The following is a 26,964-nucleotide window of genomic DNA, read 5'->3' as shown; positions in this document are numbered from 1 at the left end:
TGGTTTTTGTAAGGAAAGTAAAGAGCATGGGACTACTTGGTAAGCTATTTGGAAAACATCATTCGGATCAGGACGATGCCTGGGTGGATGAGCAGAACGATCTGGGTAAAGCTGTTTCCGAGGTCGAAGGCGATATGGCTGTATCGCTGGAGAATTTCCCTGAATTGCAATCTGTTATTGATGCAACCGATGAAAAAGAAGAAGTCGCGGCTGTCAATATCTGGGATATCAATGACGAAGCCACAGAAACACCGGAAGTGCCGCTTGCAGCCCCGGAAGAGCCCGCTTTTGAACCCAAACGCCGCACCCGTCGCCCGGCGCGCAACAAGACCCGTATTCTAGGCTTTCAGCCACAGGATGCGTCGGTTGCCAACCCGTTTGACGAAGCCGAACAACCCGTTGCTGTTTCCCAGACAATGATGTCGATGAATCCAACCGGCTGGCTGGTTGTTATTGCCGGTCCGGGTGCTGGTGCCAGCTTTCCCTTGTTCACCGGCATGACAAAAATTGGCCGTGGTCTGGATCAGACGATCCCGCTTGATTTTGGTGATATGGCCATCTCGCGCGATAACCATGCTGCGATTGCCTATGATCCGGCCGAGCACCTGTTCTATCTGGGCCATGGCGGCAAATCCAACATCGTCCGCCTGAACGGAAAACCTGTCCTGACCACCGAGCAGGTCAAGGATGGCGACGAATTTCTGATTGGTGAAACCACATTGCGTCTAAAGACGTTCTGTGGCCCCGATTTCAATTGGGAAAGCACCAATGAAGGGGACGAAGATGTGGCGATCGCGTGAATCGCGCTTTGATGTTGCCAGCGCGATAAGCAAAGGCGCACGCGACTACCAGGAAGATGCCATTGTCAGCGACTTTCCAATCGGTTCGGATACCGGTTTTCTAGTGCTGGCCGATGGCATGGGCGGTCACGCTGCCGGTGATGTTTCCAGCAAACTTGTCCTTACCGAAGTCTATGGTGAGCTGAAATTCCAGTTGGCGGATACAGATGCATTCGAGGCCGAGGCCCCGGCTATTTTGCGTGAAATCGCCAATATGGCGAATGAAAGCATCGCGACCCATGTGGCGCATCACCCCGAAGCCGAAGGCATGGGGGCAACACTCGTGGTTCCGGTCATCATGGAAAACCGTCTGTATTGGTTATCCGTCGGGGATTCTCCGCTGTACCTGTTCCGTCAAGGCAAGATGAAACAGTTGAACGAAGACCATTCAATGGCGCCACAGATCGACCTGATGGTGCAATCCGGCCTGCTGGATGCCGATGCCGCGCTGGATCATCCTGATCGCAACTGCCTGACATCGGTGATGATGGGCGAGCGGATATCCAAAGTTGATTGCCCTGAACAGCATACAGAACTGAAAGAGGGGGATATCCTCGTTTGTTCCTCGGATGGTTTGCAATTCCTGACGGACGCCCAGATCGAGCGACTGTTGAATAAAAACCGCCGTAAAACGGCCTCTGAAATCGCCGCAGTTCTGTTAAATGAACTGGGAAAACTTGATGATCCCGATCAGGACAACATCGCCTTTAGTGTGATCAAGGTGAATGACGCTACGGCCACACCGATGTCTGAACGGGTGCGCCGCCAGACAATGGCAAAGGCCGCGAATGATGGAAATGGAAGCCACGTTTTTGAGCCCGATCAAATACGGGCTGTGAATACCGGAAAGTGATGGAATAGATGTCAAAGAAATCCACCCGGGAAAAACTTGAATTTGCTATTTCGACCGGCCTTTTGCCGGAAGATGTGGCCAAACCGGCAAAGAATGTCCTGAAAGGGTTTGATACACCCCTACGGATTGTATTGCTGGGGGCTTCCGGTGTTGGAAAAACAGCCGTTCTGAATTTGCTTCTGGGTCAGAATATGGTGCCCGACGGGATTGACGGAATGCCGTCTGTCAAACTGGAATTCGGGGTCGAGCCAAAAATGCTCTGCACTTTGCCGGACGGGTCGAAGAAGATCATCGGCGGTATAGATTTCGAGGCTTGTACCAGCCTTAAACCTGCCTTTGTGACTGTGCAGGCAAACCTACCGGCTTTGGCCAAAATCAGCGTTATGGAAGTCGTTGCTCCGGATGTCCCCGAACAACAGCAAAAGGCAGTTTCATGGGCCTGCAAACAGGCTGATGTCGCTATCTGGTGTTCGACAGATTTTACCGAAGATGAACAGGACATCTGGGATGTTGTACCTGACCGCCTGAAAGACCACGGTTTCCTTTTGCTGACCAAGACCGACCAACTGATGGGTCAAGCCGAGATCAACACACGCCTAGCGACCCTGTCGCGGAATTGCGGGGACGAGTTTCTTCGCATTTTGCCGATCTCGGCCAAACTGGCCCTTGAGGCACGCGGCACTGGTCGAAATCTCAATTTGAACCTGTTCAAATCCAGTGGGGCCACCGGCCTGATTTCTGCGATCAAAGGGCAGATAGAAGAAGCACAGCGGGCGACCACCGACAATGCGGAACAGATACTGGTGCGGTATTGTCGCGATTGCGATTATCAGGAAACCGAAACTGTGGTGGACACACCGCCGCAAGTTAACGAACCGGTGTCTGAAGATGCTCCTGTCCAAGTGGATACACCAGAGCACGAACAGACCATTACTTCACCGCGTATGGCCGAAGTACCGCCTGTAGAGGCCCCGGTTGAACCGGAACGTCAACGCACGGTCGCAGCCCCCAAACTCGAAGTTGTCGGCCCGTCTTACACAGATAAATCCGATGACAAGACAGTTGAATCTGCAGACAAAGACAAGGTTTTGCTGGAAGAGGCCCTTGCAGTGCTTTCTGTCTACGAGCGTGATCTGGTCGCTTCGCTGGATCACCCCGATCCATGGGATGATGATCAGGCGTTGCAGGTTTGCGAAGAAGCCATCGCAATGCTGCCAGGCGTTCTGGAAGACGGGGCAAGCCCGGCGCTATCGGACGTTATCGCGGGTGTCTATGATGCACAGGATACGCTGATCTTGATGCAGCACGAGCAGTCGGATTCTGTTGCGGATGATGCCCTGACCTTACTGTTGCAGGTCCGGCGCGATATCGAAAGCATACTGGTTCGCGCCGCTTAATAGCCCTGCCAGACGACCCCGCGCTTGACGCATCGTTTTCCCCGTTCGTATACTAACGAAAACAGCAGGGAGCGATGCCATGTCTCAGAAACTTGTCATTCGGAACATCGGGCTGCTTTTGTCCGGCAAGATGGAAGCGCCCATTCTGGAGGCGGATTGCCTGATTGCCATTGATGGTAAAATCAGCGCCATTGGTTATGAGAAAGACATGGATGGCGAAGGCGCGACCTCGGTGATCAATGCCCACGGGGTGACGTTGGCCCCCGGTCTGATCGACAGCCATGTGCACCCCGTGATCGGCGATTACACCCCGCGTCAGCAACAGATCAACTGGATCGACAGCACTCTGCATGGCGGCGTCACCACGATGATTTCGGCGGGCGAGGTGCATCTGCCCGGACGGCCCAAGGACATTGTGGGGCTAAAGGCCTTGGCGATTGCCTCGCAACGCTGGTACGAAAATTTCCGCCCCTCGGGGATGAAGGTTCTGGCCGGCGCGCCGATCCTGGAAGAAGGCATGGTCGAGGCTGATTTCAAGGATCTGGCCGATGCGGGCGTGAAACTGCTGGGCGAGGTCGGGCTGGGCACCGTCAAAGACGGCAAAACTGCCCGCCAGATGGTTGATTGGGCGCGCAAATACGGCATTCAAAGCACGATCCACACGGGCGGCCCTTCGGTGCCCGGCTCCAGCCTGATTGACGCCGATATGGTGCTGGAAACCGGCACGGATGTGATTGGCCATATCAACGGCGGACATTCCGCCCTGCCCGATGATCAGATCATGTGCCTGTGCGAAAGCTGCACGGCGGGGCTGGAAATTGTCCACAACGGCAACCAGCGCGCCGCGATGCTGACGCTGAACACAGCGCGGGAATTGAAACAGATGGACCGGATCATTCTGGGCACCGACGGGCCTGCCGGATCAGGGGTGCAGCCATTGGGGATCTTGCGGATGGTGGCGATGCTGTCCAGCCTTGGGGACCTGCCTGCCGAAATTGCGTTTTGCTTTGCCAACGGCAACACCTCGCGTCAGCGGGAACTGGATACCGGTCTGATCGAGGTCGGTTATGCCGCCGATTTTGTGCTGATGGATCAGGCGCAACATGCGCCCGGAAAAAACATTCTGGAATCGGTGGAACTGGGCAACCTGCCGGGTATCGGTATGACTATCATTGACGGGGTTGTCACCAGCCATCGCAGTCGCAACACACCACCGGCCACGCGGTTCCCCGAGGTTGTTCTTTAGAGCATGTCGCACCAAATCGCATTCGGCTGGCAGGGCGAACGCATTTGCTTTCGCAAACGCTGCCTCGCCCCGCCATCCGAATACTCGAACCCAATCAGGTACGACACGCTCTAGGTCAATTTTCGAAGTAATTTCAAAAGGTTGCGCTGTTCTGAACCGGTTAGAGGTTTCAGCGTTTCTGCTGTAATTTCATGGCCGGTTTCGTGCAGCAACGGGATCAGCGCCACACCCTTCTCCGACAGGGAAATCAGCATACGGCGTTTGTCGTTCGGGTCGGGTTTAGATACGACCAACCCTTTGCGAAGCAACCGGTCCACTACGCCCTTGATCGTTGCCACATCCATTGACGCCAGTCGCCCAAGACGGTTTTGCGAACACTCCCCCTGCTCGTGCAGGCGCATCAGGGTGGAAAACTGGGTCGGAGTCAGACCGGCCGGCGCCAGAGACTGGAAAATTCCGGCATGCCGCTGGCTGGCCAGCCGCATGATGTAACCGGCCTGATCGTCCAGCCTGTAGTCGTCCCGATTTTCTGTTTCATCTGCCATAATGCGCCCGCTTTAATCAATGCAACACCAACAATAAAGGGTTTTGCACAGCATCACAATGACAGGCGAAACCGGCTACTTCAGACCGTCTTTGCCAACTGCGTCCCTGGCTTCCAACCCGCCCACGCGCGGCAGGGGCCGGCCGCTGTCGGTGACGGCCACGGCGACCATGATTTCACGCGCACGCGGAGCGTCGTTCAGGCGCACTTCGATGCCGTCGAAATGGCTGCGGACATAGGCCGCATCCTTGTGGCCCAGCGGCACGTCCAGCACCTGACCGGGGCTGCCCATCTTCTTTGATGACGCCACCAGCGCCGCCCCCTTTTCCACTGCCTTGCGCAAGGGCGCGCCCAGTTTCGGATGCAGGATCGCGGCGGCATGTTCCAATTCGCCCGCCTCGCCGACCATCGCGGATTTGCCATAGCTTTCGGCCTGTTCGGGTTTGATCCCCAGCGCCTGAACACACCGATTCCCCAGCAATTCGCCCAGCTCCGCGCCGATGTCCATCAGCGGGGTCAGGTCCTCGTGATACTCACCGGCCAAGGGGTTTTTGATCACTGCCACGGCCACCGCCTTGCGGGTTGGGGGCGTGATTTCGCGCTCCATCTCGCGGTGGGTTTCCTCGATAAACACGGCGATTTTGCGTATCTTTGCACTCATCTTAGGCCATCCTTTCCAATAATATCCGCCGCTTCCAGCCCGCCGGAACGGCTGTGGATACGCGGCCCGGTTGTCATCACCAGCGCCAGCGCCATTTCGTCAGCGCGCGGCGCATCGTTACAGCCGACCTCCATCGAATCAAAATGGCTGCGCACATAGGCGGCGTTGATATGGGTGATCGGCACATCCAGTCGCGCACCCACACCGCCCACCTTTTTGGTAGAAGGCACGATGGCGTTGCAGACCGGCAGCAGTTCGCGCATGGCATAGCCGCCGGGCGCGTGCCACAGCGCCCCGTGTTCCAGCTCGCCGCCTTCGCCAATCAGCGCGCCTTTGCCGTAGCCTTCGATTTTGTCAGGCCCGCCCAGCAGGTCCACCAGTTTTTGTGCCATTTGCAGGCCCAGCGGCCGCAGATCGTCGATAAAGCCCTGAATGTCCGGCTCGTATCGGTGCGCAAACGGGTTGCGGATGATCGCCAGAACCGAGCCGCGCCTGTGCGGGATTTCGGCGACAGGTCCGCCTTCGTGATAGATTTCCTCGACGACGGAAACGGTTTTGCGCAGGATGACGTCAGGCATGGGCAATGGTCCTGTGTTGGGGCGTGAATTGATGGCCAAGAGTGCGGCTCTGCCCTTGAAGGAACAGGGCAGCTGCGTGGATTTGTTTTTGATCGAGCATAGCGCGGGCGGTGCAGGTGCCGTTGGTCAGGGCGGTTTCGATATCGGTTGCGCTTAACGGATCACAGCGGGTCACAACGGGCCGGTCGCCCAGATCGGTATCATCATGCAGATCATGGGCGGGGGTGCGGTGGATGGCAGGGTGATTCGGCAGGTTCAACGCGTTGGCAACCAGCGTGGCGGCCACATCGGCAGTCGCGGCGTTTTTGGCGAGAATAGAGACTGATTCAGCAATCCCGAAAGACAGGCTGCGTCCGCCTTGGCCACTGGTGGCGATGCCGTCTATCCCGTCACTGTGGCTGATCTCGATCCGCCCCAGATCACGGCCATCCAGCCCCGCCATTGCCATGGTGAACCGTTCGCCTTTGGTTAGATGCAGAGCAATATCGCCGCCGTTGTTCACATAGGCCCGGCGCAGGGCGGTTGCGTCAGTCATAGCTTGCAATACCTCGTCTGCCACGGCACCGGCGACAGCGGCCATGCGGGTGACGAAGGCTTCACTGAACGGCAGGGAGGCATCGTGCATTCGATTGGCAACTGCTCCTAAGGGGGCGGGTGTGTTGGGGTGCATGGGGCGGCGTAAACAGTCCAATTCAGTCACTAACTCAGTCAAAATCGTGTCAAAACGGTTGCGCGCGGCGGCAAAGGCGCGTGCACGGTCCCCATCCGCCCCGATCACCAGATCAATCGGCCCGTGCTGTAAATGCAGCCGGTTGCCGGACAGCATTCTTGCCTGAACCCCTGTCATGACCCATCCTTCCAGCGATAATGCCGGTGGTCATGCGGATGCGGCTGGCTTTGGTTATGGCTAAGGGTGCGGTTGTCGGCGGCCAGCACATCGGCGGTGCTGCGGATTTCCTCCATATGGCCACCCAGCGCCGCGTAATCGGATTTGCGCAGGGTGAATTCGATCGGCGCGACCAAGGCGGGCGTGGGGACATAGCCGAAAGACCCCGTCGGCATTTCCATCACATCCACCATCACGGTGATGCCGCCGCCGGGCCAGATATAGGCCTCGGCCCCGCCGCAGGACACATAGGTCAGCGAATCCTTCACCGATTTGGTCAGGCGCACAGGGTTTTCGGTGACCCCCGCCCGCAGCGATCCACCAGCGCCAGCCATGAACAGCACCGAGCACAGCGAGGGTTCGCAATTTTCCGCGATCCGTTCCGCCGACAGTTTCAGCGCGGGCGGAATTTCGGCGGGTTGCGGTTTCAGGTCGGCGTCCAGCATGAAATATGCGTATTGCTCGCCGGTGGTTGAAACCATCAACAGGCGCAGCCCTTCCCACGCGATTTTTGCGTTAAACGGGCCAAGGATGGTCAGCGGGTCGTCAATATCGGTGCCGCCCCAGCCGGTGCCCGGCTCCGCCACCCGAAAATAGCGCCCGGGGGTCGAACGCCGCCCCAGTATCTTGATGCCCGTCGGCGGCACATCCAGCAGCTTGCCCGCCTGATGTTCCGACAGAACGCCGGTGATGTGGTCATCGACCACCACAACTTCGTCCACATGATCGACCCATTGTTTGGCAAACATGCCAATGGTGGCCGAGCCACAGCCAACCCGCATCAGCCTTTCCGGCGCGCCATTGATCACCGGCGGCTGCCCCGCCTGCACCACAAGGGAAATGTCACCGATCTGCATCTCGACCGGCTCGCGGTTGCACAGCCGCAGCAGGGCGTCACAGGTCACGCGACCCTCTTTTTTTGACCCACCCGTCAGGTGATCGACCCCGCCCAAAGACAGCATTTTCGAGCCGTATTCGGACGTCATCACATGCCCGATCGGCTCGCCATCCACCAGAACCGCTTCGCGCTCAAATCCGATATGGCGGTCGGTGTCGATTTTCACCTTCACGCCGCAGTAGGAAAAGATGCCTTCGGTCACTACGGTGACCATATCCACGCCCTCGACTTCCTGCGAAACGATGAAAGGGGCGGGTTTGTAATCGGGGTAGGTGGTGCCGGCCCCAACGGCGGTGATGAACGATTTCTCCGATTGCAGCAGATCGCCGTCCCAGTCCGAACCGCCGGTGTCTTTCATAAAGGGCACCAGTTTATCGGGGCTGGTTTCCAGCACTGTCAGCGGGTCCAGCCGCACCAGATCGCCGCCGTGGTTGGCGTAACGGTCGCAAGCGCCGATTTTGCCGTCGGCGATATAACACATCACGGGGCAGGCATCGCAGCGGATTTTTTCGGGTTTGGCGGTCATTTGCCGGCCTCCAGAATGGCCGCGCGCACCCGTGCCGGTGTGGCGGGCAGATGGCGGATGCGCACACCACAGGCGTTATAAATGGCGTTCAGGATGGCGGGGGCTGTGGGGATCAGCACATGTTCGCCCAACCCCTTGGCACCATAGGGGCCGTGGGCATCGGGGGCCTCGATGATCAGGGTTTCCACGGGGGGCATGTCGCCCATTGTGGGGATCAGATAATCATGCAGGTTCTCGGTGCGCCCCGGCAGGTATTCTTCCATCAATGCCATGCCCAGCCCCTGCGCGATGCCGCCCTGCACTTGGCCTTCGACCAGCATCGGGTTGATGGCGTGGCCCACATCGTGCGCCGCCACGAATTTTTGTGCCTTCACCAGCCCTAATGCGGTGTCCACCGTCACCACCACCAGATGCGCGGCATAGCCGAACTGGGCATAGGGGATGCCTTGGCCGTTTTCGTCCAGCGGCTTGGTCGGGGGGTCGTAGGTTTCTTCGGCATGGAAAGTGTAGCCCTCGGAATTGATGGGCAGTTGGCTCAGGTCGATCCGGTGGGTCTGGTTACCATCGGTCACCGTGATCACCCCGTCGCCAAACGCCAGCGCCGCCGCTTTGTCCGCGTTGACCTGTGCCAGAATAGCCGTGCGCAGGGCCTGCCCTGACAGCCGCGCGGCGTTGCCCGACACATAGGTTTGGCGCGAGGCCGAGGTTTTGCCCGCGTCCGGTGTCACATCCGTATCCGGTCCGATCAGGGTGATTTGCTGCACCGGCACCCCCAAAGCGGTGGCAAAGATTTGCGCGATCACCGTGTTGGCCCCTTGGCCGATGTCCATCGCGCCCTGATGCAGCACCACAGTGCCATCCGCACGGATGCCCGATTTTATGGTCGAGGGGTTGGGCAGCGAGGTATTACCACAGCCATACCAGCCGGCGGCAAGGCCAACGCCCATCTTCAGGGTTTCGTTTTCGGCATTGAAGGCGGCGGCCTTGGTGCGTTCGGAATCCCAAGCGGGACGCAGAGCCTCAAGACAGGATTTGATCCCGACCCCCTGTTCAAACACCTGCCCGCAGACGGTGGGCACGCCATTATCCAGCGCGTTTTTCAGGCGGAATTCCAGCGCGTCCATGCCTAGTTTCTCCGCCAGTTCGTCAAACAGGGTTTCCTGCGCCACCGCCGATTGCGGCACCCCGAACCCGCGAAACGCGCCAGAGGGCGGGCAATGGGTGTGCACCGCCTGGGTTTCGGCGCGGTAATCGGCGATGCGGTAGGGACCCGAGGCATGAACCGGCACGCGGTTGGCCACGGTCGGCCCCCAGCTGGCATAGGCACCGGTGTTGAAATACCCGAAGAAATTGAAACCTGACAGTTTGCCATCCGCCTTGGCCCCGATTTGCAGGCTGATCTGCGCGGGGTGGCGTTTGGTGGTGGATTGCATCGATTCCGTGCGGCTGTAGGTCAGGCGCACGGGTTTGCCGGTTTTCAGGGTGGCCAGTGCCAGATAGGGCTGCACTGACAAATCGAGCTTCGCGCCAAAGCCGCCGCCAACGCCGGTCGGGACAATGCGGATCTGGCTGGCGTCCATCGCAAGGATGATCTCCAGCGCGTCGCGGTCCATGATTGGGGCTTGGGTGCAGGCGTGGATTTCGACGCGGCCATCGACCATCTGCGCAAATCCGGCCTCGGGTTCGATATAGGCGTGTTCGACAAAGCTGGTGGTGAAATCGGCCTGAACGGTGATGTCGGCATTGTCCAGCGCTGCCTGTGGATTACCGCATTTTACAAAGCCGCCGCACATGATGTTGCCCTTGCGGTCCGCGTGCAGTTGCGGGGCAGAGGCATCCAGCGCTTGATAAAAGGTTTGGACATCATCCAGTTGCTTCCATGTCACCGGAAAATCGCCGGTATCAAACCGGCGGATGAAATCGGGGGTAGCGATGATGGCCGCCACGGCTTCGCCACGAAAACGGGTTTCGTTCACGGCGAACACGGACTGGTCGGCGAAATCGGGGATCACGCCAAAGCGGTTCTGGCCGGGGATGTCGGCGGCGGTCAAAATGGCCTCTATCCCGTCATGCGCAGCGACAAATCCGTCCATATCACCCAGCTCAAACGTCGCGCGTGGGTAGGGTGAACGGATGATCAGGATTTCCAGCGTGCCGGCGGGGGCGATGTCATCGCCGAATGCCTCGCGACCCTCGACCTTGGCTTGCCCGTCCAGACGGCGGATGGCGGCGCCGGCGTGGCCCTTGGCATCGACCAGCGCAGGGGCGGGGTTGGCAACGGCTAGAACGGCCTCGATAATCTTGCGATAGCCGGTGCAGCGACATAGCACACCACCAAGCGCATTCTGCACTTGTTGTTCGGTCGGGTCGGGATTTTCGCGCAGCAGGGCCACGGCGGCGACCATCATGCCGGGGGTGCAGATGCCGCATTGGGCCGCGCCGAAATCCTGAAATCTGTCGCGCAGACGGGCGGTGATTTCATCACCTTGCAGGCCGGTCAAGGTATGCACCTGCCGCCCCTCGGCCTGTTGGGTCGGGGTCAGGCAGGCGCAAACGGGGGTGCCGTCCAGCAGCACGGTGCAGGCGCCGCAATCGCCCGCGTTGCAGCCGATTTTCACATCCCGCGCGCCAAGGCTTTCGCGCAGGGTTTCGGACAGGCGTTCGCCGGTGGCGGGGGTGGTGGAAACGGGTTTGCCGTTCAGGGTGAAATCGGTCATGCGCTGGCCCCCGATATGGTGCGGCGGATCAGTTCGGCAGCAGCGTCCAGCCGGTATTCACCGCTGCCGCGCACGTCATTGATCGGGGCAAGCGGGGACAGATGGGCGGCAGTGATTTGCACATCTGTGGTGGTGCCGATCAGGTCGGCCTCCAGCACAGGCAGGCGTTGCGCCACGGGCGAGCAGGCCCCGACGGCCACGCGGGCATGATCAATCCGCCCCTGTGCGTCGCGGGCAATCACGGCAGCGACCATCGCTGTGGAAATCACCAAATATTTCCGGCTTCCCAGTTTGCTGAACCTCGCCCGGGCATGGTCCGGCTGCGGCGGGATCAGAATGGCCGTCACCATTTCCCCCGCCTGCAAAGCGGTCTGGCGCACACCGGTGATGAATTCGGACAATGGCAAAATCCGCGCACCCCGCACCGAGGCCAGTTCCACCTGCGCATCCAATGTCAACAACGGCGGCACACCGTCGGCGGCGGGCGAGGCATTGACCAGATTGCCCGCAACCGTGCCCGTGTTCTGGATTTGCTGTGATCCGACCTCGCGTGCGGCCTGTTTCAGCCCGTCAAAGGCGGCGGGCAGATCAGCATTGATAACATCGGTCCATGTTGTCGCGGCGCCAATGCGCCAACTCGCAATATCCTGCGAAACCCCGCGCAGACCGCTGATCCGGCTGACATCCAGTATCACCAGCGGCGCCGATCCCATCGAGGAAAAAAAATCCGTCCCCCCCGCCACAATCGACATGGCGGTGGTGTCCAGATGCGCAAGCGCATCGTCCAAGGTCTCGGGCGCGAAATAGGTCACGAATGGCCCCCTGTTGGCGCGGTGATTTATTTTTGTTAGCGCACGAATGATATGAGGAGGGGCAAGAGTTTGTCAATTCCTGTGACGCACGGGTGGGTTTGGTGGCATGCCACCTATATATATGCCGTCTCGACCCCTGAGGAGGACCATACAGGACAAATAAAAACGCCCGATCCATCAAGTGAACCGGGCGTCTGGTTGATGCTTTCAATGAAGGCAGGCTTAATTCGCCGATTTGGAATACTCGGTATACAGGCCGGTAATCGCGTTCATTTCTTTTAGCCCCTGTGTCAGCAAATCAAATAGCTGATCCTGCTTTTCGCTACCGATCGAGCCTTTGCCAGCAATGCTTTCCAGAAGTGATTTGGTTTCAGTCCAGTGTTCGGTCGCGGCGACCAGACTGTTATGGATTTCATCGGTTGGCGGGGCTTTGACCCCGGCAGCAGGCATACCATCCCGAAGCGCACCCAGAGTCATTTCAAACATTGAAATCGTCGATTTCATGTCGTCAACTGACCCCAGCGGTGCATTACCGGTTTCGACGCCGCAGCTCTCTTTGGCAATTTTTTGGGTCAACATGCGCTGGCGACCGGCAAAATCGATTAGAAGAGCGTCAGCCTGAGTTAATTCGGCGGGGTTGGAATACTCGGCGGACTCTTCTGTCACCAACGCCTTTGCCGCCCCCAATAGTGCCATGTTGTTCTCTGAAAGATACTTCATGGATGCATCAATGTTCTTACCTTCAAGAATATCATTGATTGCTGCGTGGAAAGGCTCCCACAGGACCTTGATTTCATCAAGTTTGGCTAGCGTATTGCGCCTCTTTTCGGCTCCAATAATACCCATATCTGGATTGCCATCTCTGAGAGAGATCAGTATTTTTCCAAATTCGACGCTGGCTGCGCCCAGTGCTTGAACGGCTGATTCGGAATTGCCAGAATAGGCTATAACGCAAGCAGCGGCCGGCATTCTTTGGCTAAGCATACGCAGTTTGCCAGAGTAGTTTATCCTTTGGTTGCCACCATCATCATGGCTTGTGTTGTTGATTGCGGCGGTTTCAGCCTTTGCTTCAAATGTGGGTAGTCCAAAAGTTAATATGGTGAAGGTGGATAGCGTCACAGCCCTTAGGGCTGTGCGCAATCCGCTTATGTTACTCGTCAGTTTCATTATCCAATTCCTCGTACTGGCTGGATGAGGCTCCAGTCACTCGGTAAAACTTGTTTAGCTGATTGTGCCGTTAGTTTTTGGCCAACCACACTTCAACCCGACGGTTGGCGCCACGGCCAGCTTCAGAGTTATTACAGCCAGTCGGCGAAATTTCACCGAAACCGGAGGCTTCGAATTCAATGTTCGCAACCCGGTCGCCACCAACCTCTTGCAGCTTTGCAATAACTTGCTGCGCGCGGCCCAGACTTAGTTTCTTGTTTGCCTCGAACGAACCGACGTTGTCGGTGAAGCCTACCATTTCAACACGGGTGCCTTTTGGCTGATCCGCCAGATAGTTTGCCAGACGCTCCATATCCATCAGACCACGTTCATCCAGTTGCGATGAACCAAGGTTGAAACGGAAAGTTGTGGACAGGCGGTCATATTTGGTCATCTCTGCCAGCATTTCACGGATGACATTGCCTTCGAATGCATCAACATCGGCATTCAAAAGAGAAGCCGCGCGCGGGCTGTCCAGAGCCTGTTCCCGGCTGATAATCCCCAGATCGATAAACCCGGCTTTGGAAATCACGCCATCAGCGGCATCCGAAGTTGCATAAGAAATAAAGTCGTTAATCTTTGGTGCAGGGTTTTCTGTGTTATACAGATACATGCGACGCTGGAGCGCGTATTCTTCGGTTTTAGCCGAGAATGGATCCGGCGAAGAAGTGATCCCGCATTCGTTGACAAGGTTAAGCGGCTTGGCGCCACGTTGGAAAGCATAGCCAACATAACCGATTGCACCGGGGTTTTCGTTGATAAAAGCGGCAACCTTATTGCTATCATTTTCGACAATTGCCCCTTCAGGTGCCGAGTGAGCATCTTTGCCAAATACGCGGTTCTGGAAAACTTCGTATGTCCCTGTGCCTTCTGCGCGGGAAACAACCTGAATCGGCAGATCTGCGCCACCCAACTGGCTCCAGTTGGTGATTGCGCCCGAGTAGATCCCCTTAAGGTCTTCAATCGAGACCGTTTCGACACCATTGTCCGGATTCACAATAATAACCAGACTGTCAACGGCAAGGATATGTTCCTGATCAATGCTGATCATATTGCCTTTGCCTGCCGCACGAAGGGCGCGGGCTTCGGCCGGTGTGATCCGGCGGGAAGACATACCGATTCCAGTTTCATCATTTAGCAAAGCGTCAAAAGCATCGCCAGAAGATGTGGAAGTTACCAGGAACGAACCGATCTCGTCACCAAATCCGTTGTCCGCAACAAGGTTTGCCAGAGTTTCATCTTCGTTCTGGGTTTCGGTGATTTTGATTTCGGCATTCATATTGGCGGCATACCCACTAAGAAGAAGTGGCATAACCCCAAGGCCCACGGCTTCTGAACCGTAGAAATGTACATCTGTTACCGCAGTATCAAACGTTGGGCACGAAGCGCCTTCACAGCGGACGCGGCTGGATGATATGGCCAATTCGCCCAATGCGGTGCGAATGACGTAGTTGTCATCCTTGAATTCAACAAGATCACCTTTCAGGTCGACAGTACCATCGGCAGATTTCAGAGTAACCTCGCCGGCAAAGGCAACGCTTGAAAGCAGCAATGATGTGGTGAGAGCAGCCATGCGCAAAGTGCGCTTACGGCCTGTGTTCAAATAAGTTTTCAATGTCTTATCTCCTGTAACAGGTAATTCGGCCTACTGGTTAATTGCAAAAGCAAGGAGGCACTAATGGGTAGAGCAGCCTGAAACAACGCAGGTTCTCTGGGATTGCTTTGGCTGCTAATGATTATTTAAGGAAAATTTAAGGCGACAATTAGATATAACAGGATGTTATTGAGGCATAATTATGAATGCAATTGAGACGTGTAAAAAGACCGTCCTAGTTGTGTAAATCGCGCCATTTATTAATGATTAACGGGGTTGCATCCCCATTGATGACTGCTAACCCGAGTTGCTCGCCGATACGAAAACAAAGAATTGATTCCCGATTCCCCGACAATGTGCCAACAATCGCTGCGGCGGGTTCATTGGGGTTTGTCGTGAATTGATCCAGATAGGATTCATATTTATCGACGTTACTTTCAGCAACTTTTTCCAGTGCGGCAACATTAGTTGAATCGCCTGAATTCACACCGGCATCTTCGCCCTTCAAAATCAACCAGTCGGTTATATCTGAGGTGCTTGTTAAAATCTGAAGTGCTGCACTTCCGGTTTCGATCGCCGGTTCTTCGGTATTGCCTAATTCAGGGATACTTTTAATCAGCCGTCCGGCCTGAAGGCCCACAGTGCTTGAATCAAACTCCTGTTTCGGGGTTGATGCAATAACCGACAGTTCATTTGCATCTTTGGTGAACCGGGATACGGTTTGAAGAAACAGTTCCAGATGTTCGGATTCGGATAAAAGGGTGCCAATCACTGGATTAGCGGTTTCATTACCTGACGGTATTTGCAATTCGGAAATATGCAATACACGCCGCCCGATTACGTCGAGGCATAGTTTGGCACCTGTATCGGTGTGGAATTCCAGAACCCGGGCAAGAATAGTTTCGTTGATTTCCTGAAGCAGCGCCCCGAGGTTATCATCCGGATTGCCCGAAGCAATAATACGGGCATTATTCTGGTTGAAGCGTGATCTGTTTCCAAGGGATTTCAGCCGCTTCATGATGTCTTGCGACTTGATCATTCTGCACCTGTTTTTTTCAAAGTATCCCGCGCCATCGTCAAGATGTCCTTCAGATTAATATCATAGTCGCACTCGAATATTAGTGCATTTGGTGAAAACTCGGTTGAACGCAGGGTTAACAGGATTCCTTTGTCTGTCATAACGATAGCTTCTACAGGTGGGTCTATCAATGAATTGTCAGATGATATGGCCGGACATTCAAACGCATTGGCGGCCTGAATGCACATTTCATCCAGAAGCTCTTGGCCAATGTCGGATTTAGACGAGTCAGCCAGAATCAATTGAACCGACAGATCGGCAAATGCGGAGATGCGAACAGAATCAAATGCCGCATTGATCGCGTCCAGTTGTTCAGAAATATCTATCATTTCGGTCTTTCCGGTTTAACGTCTGCAATTCAGAGTCACAGCCGATTGACAAATACCACTATCAAAGGCGAATTGTCACCCAACAAAACCAAGGTTTTCTCAAAGCAGAGATTCAATTCGCACCCGTGCCGAATTTGATTTCGGAACCCACAGCCCACGCTCTATCGCTTCATTCAACCGCTGGGCTATTTCGCGCAACGCAGGGGCGTTGTGTTCGGCGATAAAGTCGCGGGTGTCGTCGTCTTCCAGAAATGCCGCGTGGACCAGATCAAAATGATGCCCGCGCACCGCTCCCGTTGTGGCAGCAAAGGCGAACAGGTAATCCACCGTCGCGGCCATTTCAAACGCGCCCTTGTAGCCGTGCCGTTTGACACCCTCGATCCACTTAGGGTTTACCACGCGCGACCGCACCACGCGGCCGATTTCATCTTCTAACGTGCGGATCACAGGGCGTTCGGGGCGGGAATGGTCATTATGATAGATCGGCCTGTCTTTTCCCTGAATGGTGGAAACCGCCGCCGCCGCGCCGCCTTCGAACTGATAGTAATCGTCACTGTCCAGCAGATCGTGTTCGCGGTTGTCCTGATTTTGCACAATCGCTTCGACCTGTCCCAGACGGGTTTCAAGCGCGGTTCTGTCTTTGCGCCCCTCTGCCCCTTTGCCATAAGCATAGCTGCCCCATTCCAGATAGGCCTCGGCCAGATCTGCCTTATCCGCCCACAGCCGTTCGTCAATCATCGCCTGCAAACCAGCCCCGTATGCGCCGGGTTTCGAGCCGAACACGCGAAAGCTGCCCTCCTCGCCTTCCTGCCGGAACCGCGCGGCGGCGGGGTTCAGGTCATCCGGCTCGTCCAGCGCCATCACCGCGCGGGCGGCGCTATCAATCAGCGCAATCAACTGCGGGAAAGCATCGCGGAAAAAGCCGGAAACCCGCAGGGTGACATCAACACGCGGGCGGCCCAGCACGCCTTGGGGCAATATCTCAAATCCTGTGACCCGCCGGTTGGCATTGTCCCACGTCGGCTTGACCCCCATCAGGGCCAGACATTGGGCAATGTCATCGCCACCGGTGCGCATATTGGCGGTGCCCCATGCGGTCAGCAGCATTGTGCGCGGCCAGTCACCGTGGGTTTGCAGGTGCTTTTCAATCAGCAGGTTGGCCGATTTCCAGCCCAGCGTCCAAGCCGTCGGCGTTGGCACCGCGCGGCTGTCTACGCTGTAGAAATTTCGCCCTGTCGGCAAAACATCCAGACGCCCGCGGGTGGGCGCGCCGGATGGCGCCGGGGCGACGAAGTGCCCTGAAAGGGCGGTGAGAAGACCCGCCCCTTCCTTTGGTCCACAGTTTCTAACACGGGGAAAAACGGTAGATTCTATGTGTTCCAGAACCTTAGTCGTAGCTTCCCCGCATGCGCTGGCCCTGCCCTCGATCAATTCAATTGCCAGCACCTCCAGCCGCTCGATCGTATCCCCCGTGCTGCGCCAGTTGTCACCGGAAACCGAGGCCAGAACATCGGGCCGTGCCCCTTCCCATGCGGCGGCCATATCAGCATCCAGAGGATCAAACCCCAGTCCCAAATCTTGCGAAATTGCCTGTATCAGAGACGCATTTTCACCCGCCCCGTCCCCACGCGGCACCCTGACAAGCGCGATCACCAGATCACGTTCCAGCGTGCCGCAGGGCGACTGCCCGAACACATGCAACCCGTCCCTGATCTGCGCCTCTTTCAATTCGCACAGATAGGCATCCAGCTTGGCTAGATCGCTTTCCTCGTCCGAACCAGATAGCCCCGCATCCTGATCAAGCCCCGTGACCGAGGTCAGCGACAGGATTTCACGGCGCAGATGCTCAATCCGGCGCGGGTCAACGCCTGCGGCCTCGTAATATTCATCCACCAGTGCCTCAAGCTCTTTCAGCGGCCCATAGGTCTCGGCCCGCGTAAGCGGTGGCGTCAGGTGGTCGATGATCACGGCTTGGGCGCGGCGTTTGGCTTGCGTGCCCTCGCCCGGATCATTCACGATAAACGGATAGATATGCGGCATCGGCCCCAGCACCACTTCGGGCAGGCAGGTTTCCGACAGTGCCAGCGCCTTGCCGGGCAGCCATTCCAGATTGCCGTGTTTGCCCATATGCACAATCGCATGGGCACCGAACTGGAGCCGCAGCCAGAAATAGAACGCCAGATAGTTGTGCGGCGGCACAAGGTCGGGGGAATGGTAGGTGTCGGTCGGATCAATGTTATAGCCGCGTGCCGGTTGCAGCCCGACGATCACATTGCCGAATTGCAGAACCGACAGGGCGAAATACCCGCAATCGACCTCGCCCGCCGTGTAAAACGGATCCTGTTCCGGCGCACCCCAGCGTTCCTCGATCCGCTGGCGCACCTCATAAGGCAGTTGATCATAGGCGATCTGGTAATCCGCCATGCCCATCTGCACACCGCCGGATTTTTGCGCACGATCCGTCAGCCAGTTTGTCGGCCCCTTCAGGATGGCCTGCATCAGATCATCGCTGTTTTCAGGCGGGTTAGAGACGAAATAGCCTGCATCGGACAGCAGTTCCAGCACATGCATCGTGGCGGCAGGCGTATCCAGCCCGACCCCGTTGGCAAGCCGTCCGTCCTTGTTCGGATAGTTCGCCAGCACCAGCGCGACTTTGCGCTTTTCCGGCACCTCGCGGCGCAGACGGGTCCAGTTTGCCGCTAGTTCCGCAACAAAAGTTACCCGATCCCCCCGCGCCCGATAGGCGGCGATGGGGCATTCGGTGGCCTCGTCAAAATAGGCCTCGCCCTTGAAGGATATCGCGCGGGACAGTATCCGCCCGTCCACTTCGGGCAGGGCGACGTTCATCGCGATGTCGCGGGCAGACAGGCCGGTCAACCCGTCCTCCCACGCCTCCTCGGAAGAGGCCGCAAGCACCACCTGAAAAACCGTGCAACCCTTGGCGGCCTCCATCGCAAGGGGGTTCAATGCCCCCGCGTGATGGTCCCCTTGATGCGGGGAACCCACGGCAAAGGACGTGCAGTTCAGGATCACATCCGGCGGGGCGGTGGTGAACAACTGTTCCAGCGTGGCAACCGATACGGGATCTTTCAGGGATGCCACAAACACCGGCAACGGGTTCAGCCCCTGGCGTAACAGTGCCTTGACCATGCGGTTTATGGGGTGCAGCCCTGCGCCCTGCACCAAAGCGCGGTAAAAGATCAGCGGCACGACGGGGGCGGCATCGGTCCAGTTCGCCCGCGCTGCCGCCAGATCGGCCACGCCTGCGCCGGGCCAATAGACCCCGGCCCGCAACAGTGGTGTGGCAGCGGCGGGTTTGTCGGTGCCTTCCAGCATGGCGCGGGTATAGGCCAGAAAGCCGCTGGCGTTGGCCGGTCCGCCCTCGACCATATAGGCCCAGAGTGCATCGTAATCTTCGCGCGCAACCGTGGACAGGCGCCACAGGTCGGGGTCGGGTTTGTCGTCCCCGGGCAGGGCGACAAAGGGCACGCCTGCGTCATGCAGATGGGCGGCGTATTGCTCCAGCCCGTATTTCCAGTAGCCCGCCCCGCCCAGCACGCGGGCGATCACCAGTTTCGATTTACTGGCGCAGGCCTCGATATGCAGATCGACCGACATCGGGTGTTGCAGGTGGGTCAGATTGGCCAGCCGCAGGGTGGGGGCATCGGCCATTTCCGCGCGAGCCTCTGACAGAGCGGCCAGTTCGGTATCGGCGGCGGAAATGAACACCACGTCGGCCGGAGTTTGCCCCAGATCAACGGGTTCCTTGCCGTCGTCGATACTGCCCGGAGTTGCCGCAAGAAGGTGCATTAGATCCGCTTTTCCATAAATACGCTTGTCTTGTTCGCCACATAATCCCCGAACGGTGCGCATTTCGCAAAGCCGTGGCGTTCATACAGCCGGTGCGCGGCGTGCAACAGGTCGCCGGTTTCCAGCCGCATCACGGGCAGGTCCAGTTCCCGCGCGTAATCCTCAAGCTGGCGCAACAGGGCGTCGGCTACGCCTTTGCCGCGTGCGTCCTCGGACACAAACATGGATTTCACCTCGCCATAATCACCCTTGTTGGCCAGCGCGGCACAGCCCAGCACCGTATCGCCTTCGCGGGCGATGAAGAACCGGATGTCGGGGGTGCAAAGGGCGTCGATCGACAGGTAGTGGTTGTCCTCGGGCGGGAACAGGCGTTCCATCAGGGCATGGCTGGCCTGCAACAGCGCCGTGGCCTGTGGTGCGCGCGGATCACCCTGTTCGACAATCAGCATCAGGCGCTCAGGGCCTTGGTGATGGCGGCCTGATCCAGACCGGCCTGCCCAATCACCACCAGCGTTGTGCCGCGATCCTCGCCTGCGGCGAAGGGGCGGTCGAAATAGCTGTCCACGCGCGGGCCGACGGCCTGAATGGTCAGGCGCATGGGTTTGCCGGCCACGGCGGCAAAGCCTTTCAGGCGCAGGATATTGTGTGTGCGGATCACATCGGCGATTTTGGCGGTAAAGGCGGCGGGGTCGGATATTTCGCCCGTGTTCACCACGAAATTCTGGAATTCATCGTGACCGTGTTCATGTTCGTGATCATGGTGGTGGCCGTCCTCGTCATCATCGTGATGATGGTGGTGATGCACCTCGTGACGCGATCCCAGATCATCCTCGGCCCCCATGCCCTGTCCCAGCAGAACATCCGCCGGCAAAGCGCCCATCACGGCCTTGACCACCTGCACGCCATCACGGGAATCCTTGCGCAAACCGGTCACTAACGCGGCGGATTCTTCGTCTGTCAGCAGATCGGCCTTGTTCACCACGATCATGTCGGCGCAGGCGATCTGGTCGTCAAACAGTTCCGACAAAGGCGTTTCATGATCAAGATTGTCATCCTGCGCCCGCTGGGCATCCACAGCGGCGACATTGGCAGCGAACTGGCCATCTACCACGGCCTTGCCGTCCACCACCGTCACCACGCTGTCCACCGTCACGCGGGTGCTGATTTCGGGCCAGTTAAAGGCGCGCACCAGTGGTTGCGGCAGGGCCAAACCCGAGGTTTCGATCACGATATGGTCGGGCGGGGTTTCGCGTTCCAGCAGCTTTTGCATGGTGGGGATGAATTCATCGGCGACGGTGCAGCAGATACAGCCGTTCGACAGCTCCATGATGTCGTCGTCATTGCAGGTTTCATCCCCACAGCCCTTCAGGATATCGCCATCCACCCCCAGATCACCGAATTCGTTGATGATCAGGGCAATGCGTTTTCCATTGGCATTGTCCAGCATATGCCGGATCAGCGTGGTTTTACCGGCGCCAAGGAAGCCGGTGACAACAGTTGCGGGGATTTTAGCGGCCATAAGGATTAGTCCTGATCAAGTTCCAAGAATTTACGGGGCCCGAAAGCCCCGCTTTGATGTTTATGCAGTCTGCGCGGCGTTGCCCCGGTTCCAGAAGTAACCGGCGGCAAGTCCCAGCACGACCCACGATATAAAGGCCACAGCATAGGAGCGCGCGACATATTCCCCCGCCAGCTCCGGTGGTGCCAAACCGGCATAGCCTTCCAGCCGCGGTGCGCCGATTAGATGTGGTGCAATCAGCAGCGCAATGCCGATCGCAACATATAAAACCGTGCGCCCATACCCGAACAGGGCAAAGGCCAGCGCCGAGGATATCGCCGTTGTTACCCACCACATTTGCCGCGCCTCAAGCTCGGCAGCAGGTGTTCCCGGCAATTCCGGGGCCAATCCGATCCCCGGCATGATCTGGATTGCGGCAAATCCTGCAACCCCCCAGATAATTGCATCCTTTATCGTTATCCGTTGTCCGAACCGTTCAACAAGTGCAAATCCGGCCACCATCAGCAATGCCCAACCGACAAAGGTGGTGAAGTCGGCAAAGAAGGCTAGAGAATAGCGTGTAAACAGGCTTTCTTCGTCTTCCGCCGGCGCGGGATCTTCTGCTTGCGTAGCATCGGGGCTCGCCGCCTCTTGCGTTTCGTTGATCACAAGAACGCCGCCAAAATGGCTTTTATTCCCGGTTTCGTATTCCTCGCCCTCAAGAATCAGGTTTTCCATAAGCGACCACTGTAGCAGGACGGCAATCAGCCCTGCTATCAGCCCAGCAAACAGCGCGCTGGTAAACAAACGTGTGGTCATATGTTAGTGGCAGGGAAAGGCCAGCGTGTGGCGTGTATCGTGGGCCGAGTCGTGATACTGTGCAGCCTGCGCAAAGCCGGTAAAGTAGATCAGGAATACACCGGCAGCGACGGCCGACAGAATGGGCAGTAGGCCGGTATCTACGGTTGCGCGGGCTTGGGTCTGGTTCAAAGTCTTCATTTTAGCGTCTCCTTGTCCTGTCACACCCGACAGGTCGGTTTCAAAAATGTCAGGCCGGTCTCCTGGCTTGCGGGTCGATGTGCGCTGCCTCCTTCCCGGGGATCTCCCCAGTGGATATTGACGTGCACTCTCCGCTTACAGTCGCGGGGGCGGCTGTGGCATCTGGCCCCTGTTTGGGTCACCATCACCACATTCCCAGTTTCATCCCCAAGCGTTGAAACGCCCGTGCGGGGAACCTTACCCACCCTGTTTGCAGGCATTTGTTGATCCGGGTCAAGTGGGTTTGCGACATTCAACAGCTTTTTCGCGCCCTACTGAATCGGCAGATTTATGCGTAAAAGCGCAATATCTTGTGGATAAGTCGCCCAAAGCAGGCAGATTATGTGGTTATGCGTTGACTCACACCCAAATGCCCCGTCAGATTTACATTCTATTGGAATCAGAAGGCTTACAGGCGCTTTGCAATTTTCGAAACTCAGGCTGAATGGCTTTAAAAGCTTTGTCGACCCGACCGATCTGGTGATCGCGGACGGGCTGACCGGTGTTGTGGGGCCGAACGGTTGCGGTAAATCCAACCTGCTCGAGGCGCTGCGCTGGGTGATGGGCGAAACCCGCGCCAAGGCGATGCGTGGCGGCGGGATGGAGGATGTGATCTTTGCCGGTGCTTCCAGCCGCCCTGCCCGCAATTTTGCCGAAGTGGTCCTGACGATCGACAATTCCGACCGTCTGGCCCCGCCTGGTTTCAATGATCAGGACACGCTGGAAATCGTGCGCCGGATCACGCGGGACGCGGGCAGCGCCTATAAGGCCAACGGCAAGGATGTGCGCGCCAAGGATGTGCAGATGCTGTTTGCCGATGCCTCGACCGGTGCCCATTCGCCGGCGCTGGTGCGTCAGGGGCAGATTTCCGAACTGATCAACGCCAAGCCCAAGAACCGCCGCCGCGTTCTGGAAGAGGCGGCGGGTATTTCCGGCCTTTACCAGCGCCGTCACGAGGCCGAGCTGAAGCTGAAAGGCACCGAGACCAATCTGGCGCGGGTCGAGGATGTGATCGAGCAACTGGCCAGCCAGTTGGCGCAACTGGCACGGCAGGCACGGCAAGCGGCGCGGTATCGCACCATTGGCGATGATCTGCGCAAAGCCGAAGGGCTGTTGCTGTATCGCCGCTGGAAAGAGGCGGACGAGGCGCAGGCCAAGACACAGGCCGAACTGACCGACCGCACCAAACTGGCGGCACAGGCCGAAGGGGCTGCACGGACCTCGACCAAGGCCCGCGAAGCGGCCGAGGAGAAGCTGCCGCCGCTGCGTGAAGAAGAGGCGATTGCAGCCGCGGTGTTGCAGCGCTTGACGGTGCAGCGCGATACCTTGCAGGATCAGGAGGCCCGCGCGTTACAGATGATCGAAACGCTGAAGGCGCGGATCAGCCAGCTGACCCATGACATGGAGCGCGAAGCGGGCTTGAACAGGGATGCGGGCGAAACCATTGAACGGCTGGAATGGGAACAGGCGCAGATCGCCAAGGCCGGTGAAGGCCACGAGGCGCGGGTTGAAGAAGCCGCCGAAGCCGCCCGCGATGCGGCGAGCGTGTTGCAAGAGCGCGAAGCGGCCCTGACCCAGATGACCGAAGATGTGGCGCGGCTGTCGGCCAGACACCATTCGGCGCACCGTTTGCAAGAGGACAGCCGCAAGACGCTGGAGAAAAACGAAGCCGAGGCCGAGCGCGCGCGCGAGGCGGTTGCCGGATCAAAGGCGGCGCTGGAAAAGGCCCTGGCGGATCTTGAAACAGCACAAGCGGCGCAGGTGGTGGCGGCGGCGGCATCGGAAGCGGCGGAAGAGGCCCTGTTGCGGGCCGATGACGCCCGCGCCGAAGCGCAATCGCGCGAGGTGGATGCCCGCGCCGAACGCTCCGAGGCCGAAGGCGAAGCGAATGCGCTGCGGGCCGAGGTTGGCGCGCTGGCAAAACTGGTTGAACGCGACACCGCCGAGGGTGGTCAGGTGCTGGATGCCGTGCGGGTGCAATCGGGCTATGAAAAGGCGCTGGGCGCGGCCTTGGCCGATGATCTGCGTGCGCCGCAGGTCGGGCCGGACGCGCTGTCTGGCTGGGCGGTTTTGCCGGGCTATTCCAATGCACAATCCCTGCCGGATGGCGTGAAATCTCTGTCGAACTACGTCACCGTGCCCGAGGTTCTGGCACGGCGGATCAGCCAGATCGGTTTGGTCGATTTTGCCGACGGGGCGCGGTTGCAAAAAGATCTGAAACCGGGTCAGCGGCTGGTCAGTCTGGCCGGTGATCTATGGCGCTGGGACGGGTTCCGTGCCGGTGCCGAAGATGCGCCAAGTGCGGCGGCCCTGCGGTTGCAACAGCTAAACCGTCTGGTCGAACTGAAACGCGATCTGGAAGAGGCCAGCGCGCGCGCCGAGGGTGCTACCCGCGCCCATGAATTGCTGTCCGAGGAACTGAAACGCCTGACCCTCGAGGATCAGCAGGCCCGCGAGGCCCGCCGCGAGGCGGATCGTGCCGTGGCTGATGCCAACCGTGCCCTGTCCCGCGCCGAGGCGGATCAAAGCATTGCGGCGGGCAAACTGGAAAACCTTGGCCTTGCCGTAACGCGGTTCGAGGAAGAGGCGATGCAGGCGCGCCAGCGTCTGGCCGAGGCGGACAAAGCCGTGGCCGATCTGGGCGATCTGGAGGCCGCGCGCGCCGAGGTGGAAGACACCAAAATGACGGTCGAGGCCGCGCGGATCACCATGATGTCCAAACGCTCTGCCCATGACGAATTGCGCCGCGAAGGCGAGGCCCGCGTGAAGCGCAGTCAGGAAATCACCAAAGAGATTTCCGGCTGGCGCCACCGTCTGGAAACCGCCGAAAAGCGGATTGCTGAGTTGGAAGAACGTAAAGGCCAATCCGAGGCCGAGTTGAAAGAGGCCAGCGCCGCCCCCGAAGAAATTGCCGCCAAGCGGGACGAATTGGCTGATGCGATTGGCGATGCCGAGGTCCGTCGCCGTGCCGCCGCCGATAAACTGGCCGAGGCCGAAACCGCCTTGCGTCAGGCCGTGGACGGTGAACGCGATGCCGAACGCGCGGCCTCCGAGGCGCGCGAGGCGCGGGCGCGGTCCGAAGCGCGGGCAGATGCGGCGCGGGAAACCGTGGCCTATGCCGCCGAACGGATTGCCGAAGAGCTGGAAACCACGCCGCAAAACCTGCTTGAGGAACTGGATACCGACCCTGATCAGATACCGTCATCCGAAAGCATCGAATCCAATGTGAACCGCCTGAAACGCCAGCGCGATGCGTTGGGGGCTGTGAACCTGCGGGCCGAGGAAGATGCCCGCGAGGTGCAGGAAGAGCACGACACCCTGCTGAACGAAAAGATCGATCTGGAAGAGGCCACCAAGAAACTGCGCACCGGCATTGCCAGTCTGAACAAAGAAGGCCGCGAGCGCCTTTTGACGGCGTTCGAGCAGGTGAATTCGAATTTCAGCATGCTGTTCAAACACCTGTTCGGCGGTGGCGAAGCCAAACTGGTTCTGGTCGAAAGCGATGACCCGCTCGAGGCGGGTCTGGAAATCATGTGCCAGCCGCCGGGCAAGAAACTGTCAACACTTTCGCTGTTGTCCGGCGGGGAGCAGACCCTGACCGCGCTGGCCCTGATTTTTGCAGTGTTCCTTGCCAACCCTGCCCCGATCTGTGTGCTGGACGAGGTGGACGCGCCGCTGGATGACGCCAACGTTACGCGGTTCTGCGACATGCTGGACGAAATGACGCGCCGCACCGACACGCGGTTCCTGATCATCACCCACCACGCGGTGACAATGGCGCGGATGGATCGGTTGTTCGGGGTGACAATGGGCGAGCTGGGCGTCAGCCAACTGGTAAGTGTTGACCTGAAAAAAGCCGAGGCAATGGTCGCCTAAGGCCGTAAATCACATTGACCATCCGATCGATATTTGTTTCAGTTGCACTAAATTCCAACTTTGATGAAAAAGGTGACCCAATGACTTTTAAAGCAAAACTATTTACCGGGCTGACAGTCGCAGCATTTGTTGTGGGCAGTACAGCTGCAATGGCGCAAATTACTGCAAAAAATGCGGCAGCAGTGATGAAGGCGATGCAGGATTTTGGCATGGTCGCAACCATGGGCAAAGATTCAGGCGGTGATCCCAAGATTTCCAGCCGTATTTCCGACACCAAATTTTCGGTCTACTTCTATGGTTGCGAAGACAACCTGAACTGCGCTTCGATCATGTTCAAGGCAGGCTATGACCTGAACAACGGTATCAGCGCGCTGAAAATCAATGAATGGAACCGCGACAAGCGTTTCGCCAAGGCCTATATCGATGACGAGGGTGACCCGTTCCTGGAAATGGATGTGAATATGGATTTTGATGGTCTGGGCAATGAAAACTTTGCCGATGATCTAGATTGGTGGCGCCTGCTGGTCGAGGATTTCGAAGACTTCATCGAGTGGTAATCCACTAACCCCGAGAATACA

22 protein-coding genes and 1 riboswitch are annotated in these 26,964 nt (G+C 58.1%); of the genes, 6 read left to right on the top strand and 16 right to left on the bottom strand.

Annotated elements, in window-relative coordinates; translation table 11 throughout:
* Positions 1-26: 26 nt before the first annotated feature.
* From BAR1_RS17005 to BAR1_RS16990, 4 genes are all read left to right on the top strand, one after another.
* Entirely contained in the window at positions 27-800 is a 774-nt protein-coding gene (locus tag BAR1_RS17005; RefSeq protein ID WP_118944132.1) for an FHA domain-containing protein, read from the top strand.
* Positions 784-1,692, top strand: a complete 909-nt coding sequence (locus tag BAR1_RS17000) for a PP2C family protein-serine/threonine phosphatase (RefSeq protein ID WP_118944131.1) — start codon at positions 784-786, stop codon at positions 1,690-1,692. Before BAR1_RS17005 ends, BAR1_RS17000 begins: the two co-directional genes overlap by 17 nt.
* Before the next feature lie 8 nt (positions 1,693-1,700).
* Positions 1,701-3,089 (top strand): P-loop NTPase family protein, encoded by a 1,389-nt coding sequence (locus tag BAR1_RS16995; protein ID WP_118944130.1) that lies wholly within the window; start codon positions 1,701-1,703, stop codon positions 3,087-3,089.
* A gap of 79 nt (positions 3,090-3,168) precedes the next feature.
* Entirely contained in the window at positions 3,169-4,335 is a 1,167-nt protein-coding gene (locus BAR1_RS16990; protein ID WP_118944129.1) for an amidohydrolase family protein, read from the top strand.
* A gap of 110 nt (positions 4,336-4,445) precedes the next feature.
* Here the strand turns inward: BAR1_RS16990 and BAR1_RS16985 are convergent, their stop codons facing one another.
* The 16 genes from BAR1_RS16985 to BAR1_RS16910 form a co-directional block, all read right to left on the bottom strand.
* Positions 4,446-4,880, bottom strand: a complete 435-nt coding sequence (locus BAR1_RS16985) for a MarR family transcriptional regulator (protein WP_118944128.1) — start codon at positions 4,878-4,880, stop codon at positions 4,446-4,448.
* Between the two features lie 75 nt (positions 4,881-4,955).
* Entirely contained in the window at positions 4,956-5,540 is a 585-nt protein-coding gene (locus tag BAR1_RS16980) for an amino acid synthesis family protein (protein ID WP_118944127.1), read from the bottom strand.
* A complete protein-coding gene (locus tag BAR1_RS16975) occupies positions 5,537-6,118 on the bottom strand; it encodes an amino acid synthesis family protein (RefSeq protein WP_118944126.1) in 582 nt (193 codons plus the stop codon). Before BAR1_RS16975 ends, BAR1_RS16980 begins: the two co-directional genes overlap by 4 nt.
* The gene (locus BAR1_RS16970; RefSeq protein WP_118944125.1) at positions 6,111-6,965 is read right to left on the bottom strand and encodes a UPF0280 family protein; all 855 of its coding nucleotides are present in this window, start codon (positions 6,963-6,965) and stop codon (positions 6,111-6,113) included. Before BAR1_RS16970 ends, BAR1_RS16975 begins: the two co-directional genes overlap by 8 nt.
* Complete coding sequence (locus tag BAR1_RS16965) at positions 6,962-8,428, bottom strand: 6-hydroxynicotinate reductase (protein ID WP_118944124.1); 1,467 nt, start codon at positions 8,426-8,428, stop codon at positions 6,962-6,964. The genes BAR1_RS16970 and BAR1_RS16965 overlap by 4 nt, the downstream gene beginning before the upstream one ends.
* Positions 8,425-11,145: a molybdopterin-dependent oxidoreductase gene (locus BAR1_RS16960; RefSeq protein ID WP_118944123.1), complete on the bottom strand. Its 2,721-nt coding sequence runs from the start codon at positions 11,143-11,145 to the stop codon at positions 8,425-8,427. The genes BAR1_RS16965 and BAR1_RS16960 overlap by 4 nt, the downstream gene beginning before the upstream one ends.
* A complete protein-coding gene (locus tag BAR1_RS16955) occupies positions 11,142-11,957 on the bottom strand; it encodes an FAD binding domain-containing protein (protein WP_118944122.1) in 816 nt (271 codons plus the stop codon). The genes BAR1_RS16960 and BAR1_RS16955 overlap by 4 nt, the downstream gene beginning before the upstream one ends.
* A 222-nt stretch (positions 11,958-12,179) precedes the next feature.
* Positions 12,180-13,124, bottom strand: coding sequence for a type IV pili methyl-accepting chemotaxis transducer N-terminal domain-containing protein (locus BAR1_RS16950; protein ID WP_118944121.1), 945 nt, complete (start codon positions 13,122-13,124; stop codon positions 12,180-12,182).
* A 70-nt stretch (positions 13,125-13,194) separates the two neighbouring features.
* Positions 13,195-14,778 carry a phosphate ABC transporter substrate-binding/OmpA family protein gene (locus tag BAR1_RS16945; RefSeq protein WP_118944120.1) on the bottom strand — a complete coding sequence of 528 codons (1,584 nt, stop codon included), beginning with the start codon at positions 14,776-14,778 and terminating at the stop codon, positions 13,195-13,197.
* Positions 14,779-14,992: 214 nt separating this feature from the next.
* Positions 14,993-15,796, bottom strand: coding sequence for a hypothetical protein (locus BAR1_RS16940; protein ID WP_118944119.1), 804 nt, complete (start codon positions 15,794-15,796; stop codon positions 14,993-14,995).
* Positions 15,793-16,164, bottom strand: coding sequence for a hypothetical protein (locus tag BAR1_RS16935; RefSeq protein WP_118944118.1), 372 nt, complete (start codon positions 16,162-16,164; stop codon positions 15,793-15,795). The genes BAR1_RS16940 and BAR1_RS16935 overlap by 4 nt, the downstream gene beginning before the upstream one ends.
* A 99-nt stretch (positions 16,165-16,263) precedes the next feature.
* Positions 16,264-19,974 (bottom strand): cobaltochelatase subunit CobN, encoded by a 3,711-nt coding sequence (gene cobN, locus BAR1_RS16930; RefSeq protein ID WP_118944117.1) that lies wholly within the window; start codon positions 19,972-19,974, stop codon positions 16,264-16,266.
* Complete coding sequence (locus tag BAR1_RS16925; protein WP_118944116.1) at positions 19,974-20,423, bottom strand: GNAT family N-acetyltransferase; 450 nt, start codon at positions 20,421-20,423, stop codon at positions 19,974-19,976. Before BAR1_RS16925 ends, cobN begins: the two co-directional genes overlap by 1 nt.
* Positions 20,423-21,493, bottom strand: coding sequence for a cobalamin biosynthesis protein CobW (gene cobW, locus BAR1_RS16920; RefSeq protein WP_118944115.1), 1,071 nt, complete (start codon positions 21,491-21,493; stop codon positions 20,423-20,425). Before cobW ends, BAR1_RS16925 begins: the two co-directional genes overlap by 1 nt.
* A gap of 60 nt (positions 21,494-21,553) precedes the next feature.
* A complete protein-coding gene (locus tag BAR1_RS16915) occupies positions 21,554-22,291 on the bottom strand; it encodes a CbtA family protein (protein ID WP_118944114.1) in 738 nt (245 codons plus the stop codon).
* A gap of 3 nt (positions 22,292-22,294) precedes the next feature.
* Positions 22,295-22,471 carry a CbtB domain-containing protein gene (locus BAR1_RS16910; RefSeq protein ID WP_118944113.1) on the bottom strand — a complete coding sequence of 59 codons (177 nt, stop codon included), beginning with the start codon at positions 22,469-22,471 and terminating at the stop codon, positions 22,295-22,297.
* Between the two features lie 35 nt (positions 22,472-22,506).
* Positions 22,507-22,726: riboswitch (cobalamin riboswitch) on the bottom strand.
* 204 nt (positions 22,727-22,930) lie between these two features.
* Between BAR1_RS16910 and smc the strand changes: the two genes are divergently transcribed.
* Entirely contained in the window at positions 22,931-26,386 is a 3,456-nt protein-coding gene (gene smc / locus BAR1_RS16905; RefSeq protein ID WP_118944112.1) for a chromosome segregation protein SMC, read from the top strand.
* Between the two features lie 80 nt (positions 26,387-26,466).
* Positions 26,467-26,943, top strand: coding sequence for a YbjN domain-containing protein (locus tag BAR1_RS16900; protein WP_118944111.1), 477 nt, complete (start codon positions 26,467-26,469; stop codon positions 26,941-26,943).
* Positions 26,944-26,964 lie beyond the last annotated feature (21 nt).

Source organism: Profundibacter amoris (assembly GCF_003544895.1).
GTDB lineage: Bacteria > Pseudomonadota > Alphaproteobacteria > Rhodobacterales > Rhodobacteraceae > Profundibacter > Profundibacter amoris.
This window is presented reverse-complemented; position numbering and strand designations above follow the sequence as displayed.

What these genes read in the sequence shown, in the direction of transcription:
- BAR1_RS17005 (WP_118944132.1), top strand. Translation starts at nt 27, where the DNA reads ATGGGACTACTTGGTAAGCTATTTGGAAAACATCATTCGGATCAGGAC.
- BAR1_RS17000 (WP_118944131.1), top strand. Translation starts at nt 784, where the DNA reads ATGTGGCGATCGCGTGAATCGCGCTTTGATGTTGCCAGCGCGATAAGC.
- BAR1_RS16995 (WP_118944130.1), top strand. Translation starts at nt 1,701, where the DNA reads ATGTCAAAGAAATCCACCCGGGAAAAACTTGAATTTGCTATTTCGACC.
- BAR1_RS16990 (WP_118944129.1), top strand. Translation starts at nt 3,169, where the DNA reads ATGTCTCAGAAACTTGTCATTCGGAACATCGGGCTGCTTTTGTCCGGC.
- BAR1_RS16985 (WP_118944128.1), bottom strand. Translation starts at nt 4,880, where the DNA reads ATGGCAGATGAAACAGAAAATCGGGACGACTACAGGCTGGACGATCAG.
- BAR1_RS16980 (WP_118944127.1), bottom strand. Translation starts at nt 5,540, where the DNA reads ATGAGTGCAAAGATACGCAAAATCGCCGTGTTTATCGAGGAAACCCAC.
- BAR1_RS16975 (WP_118944126.1), bottom strand. Translation starts at nt 6,118, where the DNA reads ATGCCTGACGTCATCCTGCGCAAAACCGTTTCCGTCGTCGAGGAAATC.
- BAR1_RS16970 (WP_118944125.1), bottom strand. Translation starts at nt 6,965, where the DNA reads ATGACAGGGGTTCAGGCAAGAATGCTGTCCGGCAACCGGCTGCATTTA.
- BAR1_RS16965 (WP_118944124.1), bottom strand. Translation starts at nt 8,428, where the DNA reads ATGACCGCCAAACCCGAAAAAATCCGCTGCGATGCCTGCCCCGTGATG.
- BAR1_RS16960 (WP_118944123.1), bottom strand. Translation starts at nt 11,145, where the DNA reads ATGACCGATTTCACCCTGAACGGCAAACCCGTTTCCACCACCCCCGCC.
- BAR1_RS16950 (WP_118944121.1), bottom strand. Translation starts at nt 13,124, where the DNA reads ATGAAACTGACGAGTAACATAAGCGGATTGCGCACAGCCCTAAGGGCT.
- BAR1_RS16940 (WP_118944119.1), bottom strand. Translation starts at nt 15,796, where the DNA reads ATGATCAAGTCGCAAGACATCATGAAGCGGCTGAAATCCCTTGGAAAC.
- BAR1_RS16935 (WP_118944118.1), bottom strand. Translation starts at nt 16,164, where the DNA reads ATGATAGATATTTCTGAACAACTGGACGCGATCAATGCGGCATTTGAT.
- cobN (WP_118944117.1), bottom strand. Translation starts at nt 19,974, where the DNA reads ATGCACCTTCTTGCGGCAACTCCGGGCAGTATCGACGACGGCAAGGAA.
- BAR1_RS16925 (WP_118944116.1), bottom strand. Translation starts at nt 20,423, where the DNA reads ATGCTGATTGTCGAACAGGGTGATCCGCGCGCACCACAGGCCACGGCG.
- cobW (WP_118944115.1), bottom strand. Translation starts at nt 21,493, where the DNA reads ATGGCCGCTAAAATCCCCGCAACTGTTGTCACCGGCTTCCTTGGCGCC.
- BAR1_RS16915 (WP_118944114.1), bottom strand. Translation starts at nt 22,291, where the DNA reads ATGACCACACGTTTGTTTACCAGCGCGCTGTTTGCTGGGCTGATAGCA.
- BAR1_RS16910 (WP_118944113.1), bottom strand. Translation starts at nt 22,471, where the DNA reads ATGAAGACTTTGAACCAGACCCAAGCCCGCGCAACCGTAGATACCGGC.
- BAR1_RS16900 (WP_118944111.1), top strand. Translation starts at nt 26,467, where the DNA reads ATGACTTTTAAAGCAAAACTATTTACCGGGCTGACAGTCGCAGCATTT.